Below are 14,818 nucleotides of genomic sequence, written 5' to 3' on the forward strand. Positions count from 1 at the left end.
GTGCAGTCGGCCATGTGAGCCACCATTACGCGAAGGCGTCACCCCTGCGGGCCGCGCTGTCGTACCACCCGGAGTGCGACAACCTATTCATGACGAACAGATCTACGTGGTGCAGGCACAGGCCCGCGCTGACGACGGGCCTGCCGCAGGGGGCGCTGTAGCCGGGGCAGGTGCCGTCCTTGGTCTCCTTGACGAGCAGCCGGTCGCCGACGTGCACGTGGTAGTCCCTCTCCCGGCAGCCGGCGCACTGGTCACCGACCCCTACGAGGCGAGCACCGCCGAGGAGATGGCGTCCTTCGCCGCCGGCCTCACCATCCCCGAGCCCGGCCTGGGCCCGATCAACCGCTGGTACCGCGAGGGCGAGACGACAGTGCTATGACCGAAATCAATCCACCATGCGTCTCCCGCTCGACAGCCTGACGGCCGCCGGGTCAGGGGTTGATGGTGAGCTGGGCGGCGCCGGGGAGCGGTGCACGGCGGCGGGTGGGCAGGCATTGGATGGAGCGGTCAACTCCGGCGACGAGGTCGGGGACGGGGATGCCGTAGTGGGCGGAGAGCCGGTTGAGGTAGTCCAGTGTCCAGGTGGCGGCGCCGGACTGCTTGCGGCTGATCCGTGTCTGACACGGGCCAACGGCAGGCCCACGGGTCACCTTGCGGTGGCCGAGCGGGCACGAGGGGATCGGTGATCGCCATGGGCGTACGAGTCGATTCGTATGCTGCCGGGTGCGCTCGTCCGGGAACCGACCGGTGCGGACCGCATCCCACGCCTCCACGGCGGGGCGCTCCGCTCTTCGCCTGGCTTGGCGCGGCCATGCTGCTCACCGTTGTCCTGAGGGGACGGTGAGTGGCGCTACTTACTCTTCCTCTTCTCCCGGACGATCACGACGGTGGCCACCAGAGCTCCGAGCACGAGCATGCCGATCGTGCCCACCGGGTCGTCCGAGTTATATGCGGCCAATGGCATATCTGTCTCCTCGTCTCTCCTACGTGGCCTCCTGCCCGCACCGCCGTACCCGAAGCTGACTCTGCGGGACATCGGCTTGCTCACCTTGCGGAAATCTGAGGCGAGGCCGACCTTCCCGCCGACGAGGCTCTTTCTCACCGCCGGGCAGGAGCCCCGGCGCACCTTTGCCGGCCTGGGCCAACACGCTCAGAGCCGATCCCCAGCTCTCGTCGCCGCGACGCCCGCCTCGACGAGCGGCCTTGACGCCCACGTCGGCCGCCAGGGCTGACCCCGCCATCGGGCGCACACAGATGAAAGTGGAGGGCGTGCCCCGTCGCGGCACAGGCCCTTCGCTCATGCCGTCCCTCGACGATCAGCGTCGGCCGCCCGGAGCGACCATCACGAAACGGGGCGTGCGGGTCTTGCCCTCACCCCCATGCCCAGGTTCGGTGTCGACGGGCGGCGGCGATCAAGGGCCGCGATGCTTTCGGGCGCGGTTGGAGTCGGTTCCGGATGCGGCTGGGCGTGGTGTCGGTGGCGATGAGGGTGCGGATGTGGTCGGTGAAGTCGGGGTCAGTCAAGGGGAGGTCGAAGTCGTCGACATAGCCGACGGCGGCAGGAGCGTAGTCGATGACGGCTCCGACGGTGGCCGGTACGGAGGCGGGTCCGGTCCTGAGGGCGCTGAGGATGCGCAGGGCGGTGGGCAGCAGGTCCGCGTCCGTGGCGGAGACCTCGTTGAGCGCGGTGGTGACCGCGTACGGGACGTCGTCGGTTTCGATGCCGGGCTCTGCGCGGGTGCTGGGGCAGTCGGTCGAGGGGGCGTTCTGCAGGAGTTCGGCCTGTTCGTGCCACCAGCGGGCGGGTGCGTGTTCGCCGAGGGCGCGGTGGTGGAGGTAGAGGCAGTAGGAGGCGGCCGGGTCGCCGGCTCCGGCGGCGTACTGCCACCAGAAGCGGGCGTTCTCCTCGGATTCGGCGAGCTGGAGGATGCACCCGAGGACGCGGGCGCCGGGGGGTTCGGGGAGCTGGGGGGTGAGGAAGGTACGCAGGGTGCGCAGCGCGGTGGTGTGGGTGACGACGGCTGCGCAGAGGTTCTGGAGGTTCTGGGCGGCCTCGATGGCGGTCGGCTCGTTCGCGGCCACGGCACCTTTACCAGCAGGGGCGGGATCCGAGCTCACGGCAGCGGGGGCGCTGGTGGGAGCGGGTGCATGGAAGCGGGCAAGGACGCGGGCTTCGGCGGCGTCGACGTCGGCCTGGGTGTACGGGGTGGAGACGAGGCGGGCGCGGGAGAGGAACTCGTCGATGTGCGGGGTCATCGCTGTCCTTCCATGGTGCGGTCGGGTCCGAGGATCTCCCGTAGGCGGCGCAGGGAGTGACGGACCGTGGATCGAACGGTGGCGCTGGTCATTCCGAGTACGGCGGCAACCTCGGGGGCGTTCATTCCCTGGAGGTAGGTCATCACCATGACGTCCTGCTGCCGGTCGGTGAGCTGGCGCAGCGCTCGGAAGAGGGCGAGCGACTCGGTGATCTGGCCGATCGGGTCGACGGCGCCGAGCAGCGCCACGGTGTCGAAGGCGGCTTCGTCGATCAGCGGGGGCCGGCGGGTGCGGGCGCGGGCGTGGTCGATGACCTTGTTCCGCATGATGGTCCAGGCGTACGCGGCGGGGTTCTCCGTGAGGAGGACCTCATCCCAGGCACGCAGCAGGTGCTCGAAGGTGCTGTCGATGGCTTCTTCGGCGTCCTGGCGGTGGCGGAGGTAGGTCTCGGCGTAGCGGACGTAGCTGGCCCGGTTCATCTGGTGGAACGCGGTGAAGGAGAGGTCCGGGCGATCTGCTGCGGTCACGGCGGGGGCGTTCCGGCGTCGGCTTCGGGTCACCGGCCGTCTCCTCGCTCGTGACGGGTCATCTCGCTGACGCCGGCGCGCACACCGGCGGCGGCGAGGCGACGGAGCAAGGCGACGGCGTCCGCGCCGAAGACGCGTGCCAGCAAGGCGAGGATCATCAGATCACCTACGAGTTGGGTCGTCACAGACGTTGGCCCCTCTCCTGGGGAAGGTCCGGGCAGCGGCTGGAGGTGCCCGGGAGTGCGCCGGAGTGCGCTTTCACCACAACGACGATCCCGAACGCGCTGGTGTGCAGCGGCAACCCGAAGAATGTCACCCAGAGCGAATCTCTGGTGACATACAGATGTTCTCGATCGCTTATCCAGCAACGACAACCATCCCGCGCCACCTCAACGCCAACCTCGCCACCAGCGATTTTCCCGAAGAAGCCCACCAGAGCGTGAGTTAGCGCAAAGGGAGCAAAGATCCGGAGTGACCTACATCACCGTCAGTCGATGCGGGAGGCAAGCGCGCCAGCGCGCCGACCCGGCGTCTCGTCCATCTTCGCGGTCCATGCCAGCTCACCCAGGCCTTGGCGGCATCGCCCCGTACTCGCAACCGACCGGGCGCGCGTCGACCTGGAGGTGCACCGTCGCGACGAGTCGATGCGGCTGCGCCTCGCGGACTCGCTGGCCGCCGCCATCGCCGCCCTCGGCGTACCGGAGGCGTCGACGGACTGCCGGACCGTCGCGCGATTCGTGATCGACGCCTCCGCACTGGCCTGCGAGGCAGCCGAGTCGCAGGACGCGGTGGACGAGGTCTTCCAGATGATCGAGGCAGCCTGGGGTCCTCGCTGCTCGCCCGAGCCGCCCATCGTCCGGGTTCTGATCGGTGGGAAAAGGGACGCCGCCTTCGGGCCCCGCGGCGACTGGGTAACCCCAAGAGCAGCGACAGGCGGGCGCTGGCCCGGGTCAGCGGCTCACCTCCGCTCGCGCGGAGAGCACGTGGGCCATTACGCGGCCTTCCGGCTGAGCGCCGGCTCACCTCCGCTCGCGCGGAGAGCACCGGTAGTTCGCGTCCAGCTTGTCGACGCGGACCGGCTCACCTCCGCTTGCGCGGAGAACACCCAGGCGGGCCCAGAGCCCGCCGGGCGTTCGAGCGCCATGCCGTCCTGCCGGTCGGTGATCGGCTCACCTCCGCTCGCGCGGAGAGCACGTTGCCGCGGGCGTCCAGCCCGATGTCCTGGGCGGCTCACCTCCGCTCGCGCGGAGAGCACCGCGTCACCCGGTTCGTCGGGGGCATGGGCGTCGGCTCACCTCCGCTCGCGCGGAGAGCACCACCCATGCCCTCGGCCTCGGTACCCTGTCGGCGGCTCACCTCCGCTCGCGCGGAGAGCACAAGCCGCTGCCACACCCGACTGGGTGGTCGAGCGGCTCACCTCCGCTCGCGCGGAGAGCACGTCTCCAAGCAGCGGTACATCAGCTTCCACGTCGGCTCACCTCCGCTTGCGCGGAGAGACAAGCCTTCGCGAACTCGTCGTCTTCGTACTCGCGCGGCTCACCTCCGCCCGCGCGGAGAGCACGGCAGCAACCGATCGACGTCCTTGCGGACCTTCGGCTCACCTCCCCTCGCGCGGAGAGCACCGTGCCCTTCGCCACCGCGATCTCGCGGTCCAGAGGCTCACCTCCGCTCACGCGGAGAGCACTACTGGCGGGACAGCACGAATCTGGAGTCCCACGGCTCACCTCCGCTCGGGCGGAGAGCACGGTAGTCACCCTCCCGCAGAGAGCACCTCGCCCGCTGGTTCCGGCTGTGGCGGGTCGACGGCTCACCTCCGCTCGCGCGGAGAGCGCGCCGCGGCGACCTGGCCCTGGGCTGCCGCGATGCTCGCAGCCGGCTCACCTCCGATCGCGCGGAGAGCACGCCCCCGAACTGTTGGCCAGCTCCGCCGAAGCCGGCTCACCTCCGCTCGCGCGGAGAGCACGGCGGCGGGGACGGGCAGGTGGCGTGATGCGGCGGCTCACCTCCGCTCCCGCGGAAAGCACCAGAGGGTCTACGCCCAGGAGGTCACGCCCTCCGGCTCACCTCCGCCCACGCGGAGAGCACCGGGTGTAGACAGCGGGGAAGCGACGGCGGCGCTGGCCCTCCGCTCGCGCGGAGAGGACTGAACCAGGTCAGTGGCCCGAGTGGACGCCTTCGGCTCACCTCCGCTCCCGCGGAGAGCACTCCCGACCTGTTCGACGTAGGGGTGAATGTTCGGATCACCTCCGCTCGCACGGAGAGCACTTCCCGGCCTCGGCGCGGGCGTCCGTGAGCGCCGGATCACCTCCGCTCGCGCGGAGAGCACCTGGCGATGCATGGCAACGTCCCCGTCCTGTACGGCTCACCTCCGCTCGCGCGGAGAGGACGCATCCCGGGTCCACGTCGGCCACGCCGAGAGCGGCTCACCTCCGCTCGTGCGGAGAGCACGTCACGAACCCCTGGACGGTGGGCAGGAGGTCCGGCTCACCTCCGCTCGCGCGGAGAGCACAGGCCGACCTCGGCGGTCCCCTTGCTTTCCATCGGCTCACCTCCGCTCGCGCGGAGAGCACACCGGGTCAGGGCACGGGATCCGGAAGCACGGCGGCTCACCTCCGCTCGCGCGGAGAGCACAAACCCATGACGTACGGGCCCCTCCGGAACACCGGCTCACCTCCGCTCGCGCGAAGCGCACGTCATCAAGCGGATGCGGCACGTGCAGTACTGCGGCTCACCTCCGCTCGCGCGCGGAGAGCACGTGGTCCCGATCGTCGGAGGGAACGTGGCTGGCGGCTCACCTCCGCTCGCGCGAAGAGCACCTGGAGCGACGCCTTGTGAGCGACGGAGAACACGGCTCACCTCCGCTCGCGCGGAGAGCACATGCCCTTCGCCCAGACCTCCTTGAGGACGTCCGGCTCACCTCCGCTCGCGCATGGGGACAACAATCACGCTCTTCACGTTTCAAGGAACGGACGTCGAGGCAACGCGCCGCGCAGTGTGTCGCGCAACACTGGCTGGCCCCCGCTCACGCGGAGCTGACTCCACGACGGAGAAGGGTAGGGACCCATACCTCATGCGTTTGGGTCTACCTCGCTCGCGCGAAGAGCTTTGCTGGACGCGCGGGAAGACAGAGCCGTAATGGGGAAACATCGGAAGCCAGCGGGACATCCTCGCCATGTAGGAGGCGACGGACCTCTGGGATCCGTCGCCGTTGGCTCAGAAGAGCCAGCTGACGAGTTCGTTGATCAGGACACGGAGTACCGTGCTGACCACCACGCGCGATACCTCGAGGAGGACCTCGCGTCGCAGAACGAACTTCCGCAGGAACCGAGACACTGCTTCTCCAGAGCGCAGACACGGTCGAGGTTGCGCCACATCCCTCGAGAGGGTCGTGCGTTCATCTCGATGTGCTGTCGCCTGAAGAGCCAATGGGATTCCGCGCACCTCCCAGAGAGGCGTGCAGCAGTAAGTACCCTACGGGACGACGAACTTGGTGTACCTGCGGTTGTCCGAACTCCCCCGCGCCGGTCTTCACAGGGATGCTGCAAGGCGACGAGGCATTGCGAGACAGCTTCTTCTGCTGCGTTCTTCGGAAGTCCGATCTCGTGACAAGGAGCACCGTGCCTCTGGAATCCCGCCTCTGGGGCAAGGCTGCCGGGCTGGGCGAGGACGCCCGCGGTGCAGACCATACGCATCCTCTGATCTGCCACCTGCTGGACACGGCCGCCGTCGCTGAGGTCGTCTGGGACGAGCTGCTGACCGTGCACCAGCGGAGCACGGTAGCGGAGGCGCTGCAGGTTTCGGATGAGCAGGCGCGGGCGCTTGCGGCATTCTGGGCGGGGTTGCATGACATCGGGAAGATCAGCGTGCCGTTTCAACTGCACCGGAATGGACCGAAGCACGGGGGGAAGCTGCTGACTCAGCAGCTGGGCGGTGAGCCGGGGTACACGTTCGGTGCCGACGCCGTGCAGGACCGGCAGTCGCACGAAGCGGCGGCACACTGGTGGCTGGTGGGGATCTTCAAGGAGATCGGCTATCCGTCATCGAAGCGGCGTCCGCAGTCCCAGCTCAGTCACGCGGTGGCGCAGCTGCTCGGCGGCCACGGTGGCCGCTTCCACCCGGTGGTCTACGACAAGGACTCGCGGTGCCCTGCAGCGCGTCACCCCGGTATGGGCGTGGGGAGTTGGGAAAAGCAGCGACGGCTCCACTTCGATGAGGTGCGCAGAGTGGTCGGAGTGAGGTCGGTTCCGCAGGGTCGGATGGCGCCAGGAGCGGCCGTCGTCCTGACGGGGTTGGTGACCTTGTCGGACTGGCTGGCCAGTATTGAGGAGGAGATTCGGACCCGGCTCAGGGAAGAGGCATGGGCTGGAACTCCTGACGATCTGGACTCCTACTGGCAGATCGCCCGCTGGGCCGCTCCTCGCCTGTTGAAGCGGACGGACCTGCTCGGGACCGGGTTCGCCCGGCCGCCGGAACCTGCTCAGGGTGTAGGAAAGCCTGGTCTTGGGGCGAGTATGGCTCTCCAGGTGCCCGATCTGGTGGCCGAGCACGGGCCGGGCATGGTGGTCGTGACGGCTCCGCCGTCGGAGGAGCGTACGGAAGCGGCCCTTCGCGCAGCGGCCGTCCTCGGGCATGCAGCGGGCGCGCGGGGCCTCTTCTACGCACTGCCGACCGGTTCAGCGGCTGACAGCCACATGGCGCAGGTGCATGCGTTCGCCGAGCAGGCACTTACCGGCCCGTGGCGGTCGTTGCTGCTCCACAGCTCTTCGCGGTTGAAGCCGGCGGAAGCTGCGGAGCAGTGGGCGCACGCCAATGCGGCCGGCGGAGTCAGTCCGGAGCCTGGTGAAGAGTGGGCCCCGACAGCGAACAGCTGGCTCAACTCCCATCACCGCGCGCTATTGGCTGCGCTCGGCACGGGGACGGTGGACGAACTTCTGCAGGCTGTCATGCCGGTCAAGTTCAACGTCATGAGGCTCTTTGCTCTTTCCGGCAAGGTCGTCGTGGTGGATGAAGCCCATGCCCGCGGCGCCTGGGGGCATGAGCTGATGCTGCGGTTCCTGGAGTGGGCTGCAGCGTTGCGGATCCCGGTTGTCCTGGCCGCGATGGCTGCGGACAAGTCGGTGGACGCGATGCTGGCGGCTTACCGCCATGGCGCAGGAGGGGGCAGGGAGCCAGTGACGCAGCCCCGCCGGTCGCCGGGGTGGTCGTTCGTGGATGCTCAGTCCGGAGGCGGTCACCTGCCCCAGCAGCCTGCCGATGCCGCTCGTGCGAGCACGCTCAGCGTCGAAGTCGTTGACGGTACGCCGTACGGCGAGATCGAGGCGGCTCTTGCACCGATCGTCGCAGCCGGAAGCGGAAGAGCCGCCGTCTACCGGGCGACGCCTGCGGAAGCCATCCGCACGTTCCATCAGCTGACGAAGGACTTCCCCTCTCTGAACGTGACCCTGATCCATGAACAGATGCGGAACAAGGACCGGTGGCAGCGTCTCGCAGCCTGCCGGGGTGCCTTCGCCCCGAATGGTGGAGTCTCCGGTCCCTCGGTGCTGGTGACGACGTCGATGCTGGAGCATGTCCGGGGCCTGCATTTCGACCTCGTCCTATCCGGACCGGCGCCGCTCGCGGCCTTGCTGGCCCGTGCGGTGCAGAGCGTGGGTGACCGGTCGAGGCTGGTGGTGCTCCGAGCGGACAACGCGTCGGAACTGGACGATGCCGCGCTGGTACGGCGCACTGACCTGCTCCTGGGGACCGGCAGGACGGTTGCCTTGCCCGAAGAGCTGCCCCGAGTGCTGGATGAGGTGTATGCCGACGAGTTCGCCGACAGGCTGGAGCGGCCGGCGGCGCGTGAGCTCCAGCAGCTCGACAACCAGCGCACGGTCCGTAGACACCAGGCCAGCGGTACTGCGCGGTGGCTGGCGGTGCCTGGACCGTGGGAGCTCGATGGCGACCTCGGACTGCTGAGCCGCGACCACGCCGGTATGGAGCCCGAGCTCCTCTCCTCCGTTCTCGGGGAGGAGGTGGTGCAGGTGGTCTGTCTGTACGAGCACGGCCGGCCGGGGAACCGGGTGTATCTCCTGGAGGACAGCGTCCCGGAGCGGAGACTTGAGCACGGTCTCAAGAGGAGACCAGTGCCGGGCCAGCTGGTCCCGTATCTGATTCCGGTACCGAAGCGACTCGTCGAGGGCGTGGAGGGGGATGCCAATAATGCCTGGCGCGGCATGGCCGCCCTCAAGAATGTTCTCCGGCTGAATCTGAAGAAGTCGGAAGACGGTAGGTGGGTGTACACCGGCCCGAAGCATCGGTTCTGCATGAGTGAACACGGCCTGCTGATCGACGAGTTGCCGTAAACGGGTACTCCGTCCCGTGAGTCCGTCTAGCATCTAGAAGATGTCCGACCACGGGGGGAGGGGCGTGGCTACGCCTGCGTCCGATTTGATCGATCAGCCATGGATTCCTGTCGCATGGCTGGAGGGGAAGTCGGGTCCGCCGTATGTGGGTCTGAGGAGTCTGTTCCTGCGTGCCGGGGAGATTCGCACGCTGCTGGTTCCGGAAGCTCCGGCTCACTCGGCGCTGCTGCGCTTGCTGTACGCGCTGACCGCCCGGATCACCGCTCTGGACGAGGCCGGTCCCGGAAGCTGGGGCGATCGGCGGGAGGCAATCCTTGAGCAGGGTTTTCCTGAGCAGAGCATCGAACTCCCCGGCGGCCGCAAGGCGGGCATCGCGGGCTACTTCGACCAGTGGTCTCATCGCTTCGACCTGTTCGACCGTGATCGTCCCTGGCTCCAGGACCCTCGTCTCCCCGACCAGTGCGACAGGAACCAGACTGCCGGGATCCACAAGCTGGTCATGAGCCGGTCAGCGGGCAACAACCACTCCTGGTTCGGGCACTGGAGCCATGCCGAGCTCGTTCTTCCCCACCTTTCGCAGGCGACGCTGTCGCTGCTGACCTGGCACTACTGGGGAGCCCCCGGGGCCCTCTCGAGGCGTGCAGTCGGCCATGTGAGCCACCATTACGCGAAGGCGTCACCCCTGCGGGCCGCGCTGTCGTACCACCCGGAGTGCGACAACCTATTCATGACGCTGCTGGCGGGCCTGACCCCGCCGGACGGCAACGTCAGCCGGCAGACCGACCTGTGCCCGTGGGAGCGAGAGGATCTTCCGGACCCGCTCAAGCCGATGCCCGAACCGCAGGGCCCCTGCTCGCGGCTCACCGCCTGTTCGCAGCACGCCCTGTACTTGGTCGCTGCCGAGGACGGCGAGCACACCACCGACGCGTACATCACCTGGGCCTACGATGCCGGGCGGATCCGCCCGGAGGACGACTACCTGATCTGGGACATCGGCAAGGACGGAGAGACGTTCCCCCGGCTCGCTCGCTCTTCCCGTTCCCTCTGGCGGGACATCGACGCCCTTCTGCTGAAGCAGCTGGACGACGCCAGCCCCATCCAGCCGAAGGTGATGGACCACGCCTTCGACGTCAGCGAGTACCTGCGAGTGCGTGCGCTCGGCTTCGAACAGGACGCCAGCCAGGCGGCCAACCATCAGTACGTCGACTCCACCACCCCGGTACTCCTCTCCCGCGTAGAGGAAGACGTGGTGAGCAGCGAACTGCCCGTACGCCAGCTCCGCGAACTTGGCGAGCTCTTCGGGCACCGGCTGGAGCAGGCCACGAAGGAAGCGTGGCTGAAGTACACGGATGACAAGAAGAACGACCCTGGGGCCTGGCTGGACGCGGTCGCGGCACGGTACTGGCCGTCGGCGGAGGACGAGTTCTGGTCGAGGTTCCGGCAGTTGACCCGATCTGACGGCGCTGTGGACTCCGGTTTCGATTTCGAGGCCGCATGCCGGGCCTTCGGGCGCCACGCACTTGACGCGTACGAGGCGGTGACCGATTCCGTGACACGCACCCCGCGGGGCGCGAAGGCCGTCACCAGCGCGAAGGCGATCATCCTGGCCGCCCTGAAAGACCCGCTCAAGGCGATGGAGCAACCGAAGACGACCAGGGCGGCCAAGAAGTCGTGAGCGTCGCCCACCGACCCGAGGACAGGCAGTGACCCCCGAAGCTCCTGAAGCAGGCAAGCGCCAGAGGACTCGCGCCTCGTATGCCGCTTTCGCCCTGAGTATCGAACGCCTGTGCCACGCTGACCCCGGAGCGCGTGCCGCGCTGCGCGCGGGGCTGCGCCGCGATCTGGACCACCCGCGCGCCCGCCCCATGCACCGGCTGCTGACGACGCGCCTGCCGGAAGAGTGTGATGGCCAAAAAGCGCAGGCCCATTACACAGTGGCTTCACTGATCGCAGCCCAGCCACGACACGCTTTCGCACCCGGCCAGGAAGACGACGAAGACACCGCCGCCGAACATGGCGAGCAGGCTCTTCCAGAGAACGGCGAACCGGACGAGGCAACCACCCCGTCAGAAGCCACCCCGTACGGGTCCTCGTTCGGTGCAACTCTGGGACAAGCCGTCATGGCGAAGGGCGCCTCCATGCGGATGAGCGCCGCAGAGAACCGCATAAACCTCCTCACGCGCCAGAGTCTCCGCGGTATCCACCTGCACCTCCCCGCTGCGGTGAATCAGGTGCGCTCCGCCGGTGCCCCGATCGACTGGGGACAGTTGCTGGCAGACCTCGTCAACTGGCCCTACCAGTCGGGGCGTATCAGTCGCCGCTGGCTGCAGGACTTCTACCGGATCACGGCACGTGCCGACCGGGACTGACCCTCTCACCCACAGGAGCTCCTGATGGTCCTCAAGCCACGCTTCCTCGATATCCACGTCGTTCAGCCCGTTCCCTACGCGAATCTGAATCGGGACGACACCAACTCGGTCAAGACCATGCTCTACGGCGACGCCCTGCGGACCCGCATCTCCAGCCAGTCCTGGAAGCGGGCCATCCGAGAGCACTTCCAGGAAGCGCTCGGTGACAGCGCGCTGCGCACACGCCGCATCGGTGAGCGGGTCGCCGAAGTACTCCGCGACCGTGGGTGGGATGAGGCGCTTGCCGGACGCGCCGGTGCCCATGTTGCGGCGGGAAGCAGCATCAAATGGGAGGTGGCCAAGGGGAAGGACAAGCAGCCCATCACGAACAAGGTTCTGACCAACGCGCTCATCTACCTCCCCGAAGACGCTGTCGAGGAACTGGCGGACATCGCCGAAGCCCACAAGGACGCGCTCACGACCGACTTCACCGGCAAGGGAAAGACGAAGCCCGAGAGCGCCCTGAAAGGGAAGATCGACAAGATCCTTCTCAAGAGGAACGGCGTCATCAACCTTTTCGGCCGCATGCTCGCCGAGGTCGACCAGGCCGGTGTCGACGGCGCCGTCCAGGTCGCGCACGCCTTCACCACCCACACCACCGAGGTCGAACTCGACTACTTCGCAGCCGTCGACGATGTCACCGCGACAAAGGGCGATGAGACAGGCAGCGGCCACATGGGCACCGCCGAGTTCAGCACCGGCACCCTGTACCGGTTCGCCACAGTCGACCTGAAGGAACTCACCAAGAACCTGAGCGACGACAACGACATCGCCGTCGATGCCGCCCGCGAACTCGCCGGCCAGTTCCTGCTCTCCTTCATCGAGTCACTTCCGCAGGCCAAGAAGAACTCCACCGCCCCGCACTCGCTCCCGCACCTGGTCCACCTGGCGGTCCGCTCCGACCGGCCCCTGTCCTTCGCCGCAGCCTTCGAGGAGCCCGTACGGTCCGCCCAGCACGGCGGCTACGTTGCGCGCTCCGTGGAAGGCATCGACGCCTACGCCCAGGCCGCCAACACCCTCCTCGGCCCCAGCCGCGTTCTCCACGCGGCGCACGCCTCCCTCCACTTCGACAAGCTGGAGCACCTCGGAGAGCGTCACGCGTCCTTCGAAGCCCTCGTCACCGCCGCCGTCGACGTGGCGTTCGCCGAGGCTCCGCAGTGACCGAGCAACCCGCCCGCGGGCTATTGCTGCGCCTGGCCGGCCCACTGCAGTCCTGGGGCACCCACAGCAAGTACCTCCTGCGTGACACCGCCAGATTCCCCACACGGTCCGGCGTCGTAGGCATGCTGGCCGCAGGTCTCGGGCGGGAGCGCGGAGGACCCCTGGACGACCTCACGGCACTGTCGATGACAGTACGGGTCGACCGCCCCGGCGTAGTCCTGTCCGACTTCCACACCGTAGGCGGTGGGCTACCCGCCGACGAAAAAGTGATCACCGTCGACGGAAAACGCAGGGCCGAGGACAAGGGCACTCTGGTCTCCAAGCGTCAGTATCTGGCCGACGCCGCTTTCACCCTCGCGCTCACCTCCGACGACGCAGAGCTGCTTCACATGTGCGCCGATGCCCTCCGTGACCCGGACTGGCCCCTGTTCCTCGGCCGCCGGTCCTGCCCGCCGGAGGGCCCGATCCTGCTGGGAACCGTAGAAGATCCACTGCACCACCTCGTACGGCTGCCCCTGGCAACCAAGAGGCCGCGCCGCGGCCCACACGCAACCGACTTCTACAGCGACAGACCGCTCGGGGCGCTCCCCGTGGACACCGACGCCCCCGACAGAGGCGACGGCGATCACCACAGCGGCGAAGTCACCGACGAGCCGCTGTCCTTCGCACCGCTGGAGCGCCAGTACCGGCCCCGGCCGCTGTACCGGCGAGCCGTACACCTGCCGGAAGCCGCATACGAAGGCTTCGGCACCGGCTACCTGGAAAAGCTCCAAACCTATATCGACACCCATTTCGTCAAACCGGAGAGGAGCGCCCGGTGACTTTGTGGCTGACCCGCATCGTACCCTCGCCCAATTCTCGCGAAGCCCGAAGGGACCTCGGTGGCAGCGACCAAGGCATCCGGCTGCACCAACGCATGCTACAGATGTTTCCCGATGGAGTCGAAGGCCCGGCCCGGGCCGCATTCGGGGTTTTGTTCCGAGCCGAGGAGAGTCCACGGGGACCACAGATCCTGCTACAGAGCCACATAGAACCTGACTCCGCACGCCTGCCAGATGCTTACGGCAACGCCGAAACACGATCCCTCGATTCCTTGTTGTCAAACCTGCACAAGGGGATGGTCGTCAACTATCGCTGCGTCGCCAGCCCCGTGCGGAAGCCAGGTGCCACCTCTCGGGAAGCTTATAAGCTCCCCCCGGTTATGGCCTTGAGCGGCAATTCCGCTGTTGAATGGTGGGAACGCCAGTCCAACGCAAGCGGGCTGGAGCCGCTGCACATCACCGCCCACCCGCTCGCCACTGTACGAGGCCAGCAGGGTTCCAAGGGTCCTGTTGCAAAACAGAGAGTTCAGCATGCCCGCACGCAATTCGATGGGACGGCTCGAATCCTCGACGCCGAACTGCTTCGCGAGAAGCTAGCTACCGGCATCGGGCGTGGCAAGGCATACGGATGTGGACTTCTCAGCATTGCTCCCGTTCAATGAATTCGACTGTGCACCGATCAGACCCGTATTAGACTCCTGGTCGCAGGGATTCTGCAGGACTTCTGCATTTCTCCATGACCACCCAGGCAGGGAAGTGAGACCAAGTCGCCACCAAGTCAGTATCAGAAGGAGGTGTCGCCGTCCGCGTGCGAATTCTGCGAACCGGCAACCGCCCGATACTCTGCGTGACCACCTCCGGTCAAATTCCGCTCGCGCGGAAATCAGCGGAATGACGCGAGGCTCTCAAGTGGAGGCAGCGAAGAGAGCTTTCTACACGAACGGGCGTGAGCCGGTCGTCGCAATGTCAGCGAGGAATTCCGCGGTGTGCTATGCACAGGAGCGGAGCTGACCCGTTCGTCAATGACTACACCGCGCAGCTCTCAGCGAAAGCGGAGGTAAGCCGACGGAGGCGGCGCTGTTCGCAGCGTCGCTGCTGTGCTCTCCGCGCGAGCGGAGGTGAGCCGTACGACCTGGAAAACGTCGGAAAGGACATCACGTGCTCTCCACGCGAGCGGAGGTGAGCCGGTCATCACGGACGCGACCGGGGTCAAGGCGCCGTGCTCTCCGCGCGAGCGGAGGTGAGCCGCCCGCCTACCGGACCCGCCTGGAGTTCTACACGTGCTCTCCGCGCGAGCGGAGGTG

At 67.5% G+C, this 14,818-nt stretch carries 14 protein-coding genes, 1 pseudogene and 1 CRISPR repeat array (1 of these 16 cut by a window edge); of the genes and pseudogenes, 9 read left to right on the plus strand and 6 right to left on the minus strand.

Annotation, left to right across the window (positions count from 1 at the left end; genetic code table 11):
* Positions 1 to 25: 25 nt before the first annotated feature.
* A complete protein-coding gene (locus tag ACFWRT_RS33075; protein WP_381121385.1) occupies positions 26 to 217 on the minus strand; it encodes a hypothetical protein in 192 nt (63 codons plus the stop codon).
* Between ACFWRT_RS33075 and ACFWRT_RS33080 the strand changes: the two genes are divergently transcribed.
* On the plus strand, positions 212 to 379 hold the full coding sequence (locus ACFWRT_RS33080; protein WP_381121387.1) for a hypothetical protein: 168 nt from the start codon (positions 212 to 214) through the stop codon (positions 377 to 379). The two genes, ACFWRT_RS33075 and ACFWRT_RS33080, sit on opposite strands and share 6 nt — an antisense overlap.
* A 52-nt stretch (positions 380 to 431) precedes the next feature.
* Here ACFWRT_RS33080 and ACFWRT_RS33085 read toward each other — a convergent pair whose 3' ends face one another.
* The 5 genes from ACFWRT_RS33085 to ACFWRT_RS33105 form a co-directional block, all read right to left on the minus strand.
* Positions 432 to 650, minus strand: a complete 219-nt coding sequence (locus ACFWRT_RS33085) for a hypothetical protein (protein WP_380955601.1) — start codon at positions 648 to 650, stop codon at positions 432 to 434.
* A 200-nt stretch (positions 651 to 850) separates the two neighbouring features.
* Positions 851 to 1,102, minus strand: a complete 252-nt coding sequence (locus ACFWRT_RS33090) for a hypothetical protein (protein ID WP_380955602.1) — start codon at positions 1,100 to 1,102, stop codon at positions 851 to 853.
* Positions 1,103 to 1,371: 269 nt separating this feature from the next.
* Complete coding sequence (locus ACFWRT_RS33095; RefSeq protein WP_380955604.1) at positions 1,372 to 2,256, minus strand: hypothetical protein; 885 nt, start codon at positions 2,254 to 2,256, stop codon at positions 1,372 to 1,374.
* Positions 2,253 to 2,783 (minus strand): sigma-70 family RNA polymerase sigma factor, encoded by a 531-nt coding sequence (locus ACFWRT_RS33100; RefSeq protein WP_331761511.1) that lies wholly within the window; start codon positions 2,781 to 2,783, stop codon positions 2,253 to 2,255. Before ACFWRT_RS33100 ends, ACFWRT_RS33095 begins: the two co-directional genes overlap by 4 nt.
* A 29-nt stretch (positions 2,784 to 2,812) precedes the next feature.
* Positions 2,813 to 2,968 carry a hypothetical protein gene (locus ACFWRT_RS33105; protein ID WP_380943213.1) on the minus strand — a complete coding sequence of 52 codons (156 nt, stop codon included), beginning with the start codon at positions 2,966 to 2,968 and terminating at the stop codon, positions 2,813 to 2,815.
* A gap of 65 nt (positions 2,969 to 3,033) precedes the next feature.
* Here ACFWRT_RS33105 and ACFWRT_RS33110 point away from each other — a divergent pair, with 65 nt between their 5' ends.
* The 8 genes and pseudogenes from ACFWRT_RS33110 to cas6e all read left to right on the plus strand — a co-directional run bounded on the left by ACFWRT_RS33110 (position 3,034) and on the right by cas6e (position 14,176).
* Positions 3,034 to 3,231, plus strand: coding sequence for a hypothetical protein (locus ACFWRT_RS33110; protein WP_381121389.1), 198 nt, complete (start codon positions 3,034 to 3,036; stop codon positions 3,229 to 3,231).
* Positions 3,232 to 3,418: 187 nt separating this feature from the next.
* A pseudogene (locus ACFWRT_RS33115) lies at positions 3,419 to 3,607 on the plus strand (TetR/AcrR family transcriptional regulator); the annotation flags it as partial.
* 2,793 nt (positions 3,608 to 6,400) lie between these two features.
* The gene (locus tag ACFWRT_RS33120; RefSeq protein ID WP_380955605.1) at positions 6,401 to 9,124 is read left to right on the plus strand and encodes a CRISPR-associated endonuclease Cas3''; all 2,724 of its coding nucleotides are present in this window, start codon (positions 6,401 to 6,403) and stop codon (positions 9,122 to 9,124) included.
* A gap of 40 nt (positions 9,125 to 9,164) precedes the next feature.
* Positions 9,165 to 10,799 (plus strand): type I-E CRISPR-associated protein Cse1/CasA, encoded by a 1,635-nt coding sequence (gene casA, locus ACFWRT_RS33125; RefSeq protein ID WP_380955606.1) that lies wholly within the window; start codon positions 9,165 to 9,167, stop codon positions 10,797 to 10,799.
* A gap of 28 nt (positions 10,800 to 10,827) precedes the next feature.
* Entirely contained in the window at positions 10,828 to 11,493 is a 666-nt protein-coding gene (gene casB, locus ACFWRT_RS33130; RefSeq protein WP_380955608.1) for a type I-E CRISPR-associated protein Cse2/CasB, read from the plus strand.
* Positions 11,494 to 11,517: 24 nt separating this feature from the next.
* Positions 11,518 to 12,693 carry a type I-E CRISPR-associated protein Cas7/Cse4/CasC gene (cas7e, locus tag ACFWRT_RS33135; RefSeq protein ID WP_380955609.1) on the plus strand — a complete coding sequence of 392 codons (1,176 nt, stop codon included), beginning with the start codon at positions 11,518 to 11,520 and terminating at the stop codon, positions 12,691 to 12,693.
* Positions 12,690 to 13,514 carry a type I-E CRISPR-associated protein Cas5/CasD gene (gene cas5e, locus ACFWRT_RS33140; RefSeq protein WP_380955610.1) on the plus strand — a complete coding sequence of 275 codons (825 nt, stop codon included), beginning with the start codon at positions 12,690 to 12,692 and terminating at the stop codon, positions 13,512 to 13,514. Before cas7e ends, cas5e begins: the two co-directional genes overlap by 4 nt.
* Entirely contained in the window at positions 13,511 to 14,176 is a 666-nt protein-coding gene (gene cas6e, locus ACFWRT_RS33145) for a type I-E CRISPR-associated protein Cas6/Cse3/CasE (protein WP_380955612.1), read from the plus strand. Before cas5e ends, cas6e begins: the two co-directional genes overlap by 4 nt.
* A gap of 435 nt (positions 14,177 to 14,611) precedes the next feature.
* Positions 14,612 to 14,818: a CRISPR direct-repeat array (repeat unit 29 nt); it runs 433 nt beyond the window's last position.

Origin of the sequence: Streptomyces cyaneofuscatus (assembly GCF_042718795.1) — a bacterium.
Lineage (GTDB): Bacteria > Actinomycetota > Actinomycetes > Streptomycetales > Streptomycetaceae > Streptomyces > Streptomyces cyaneofuscatus_A.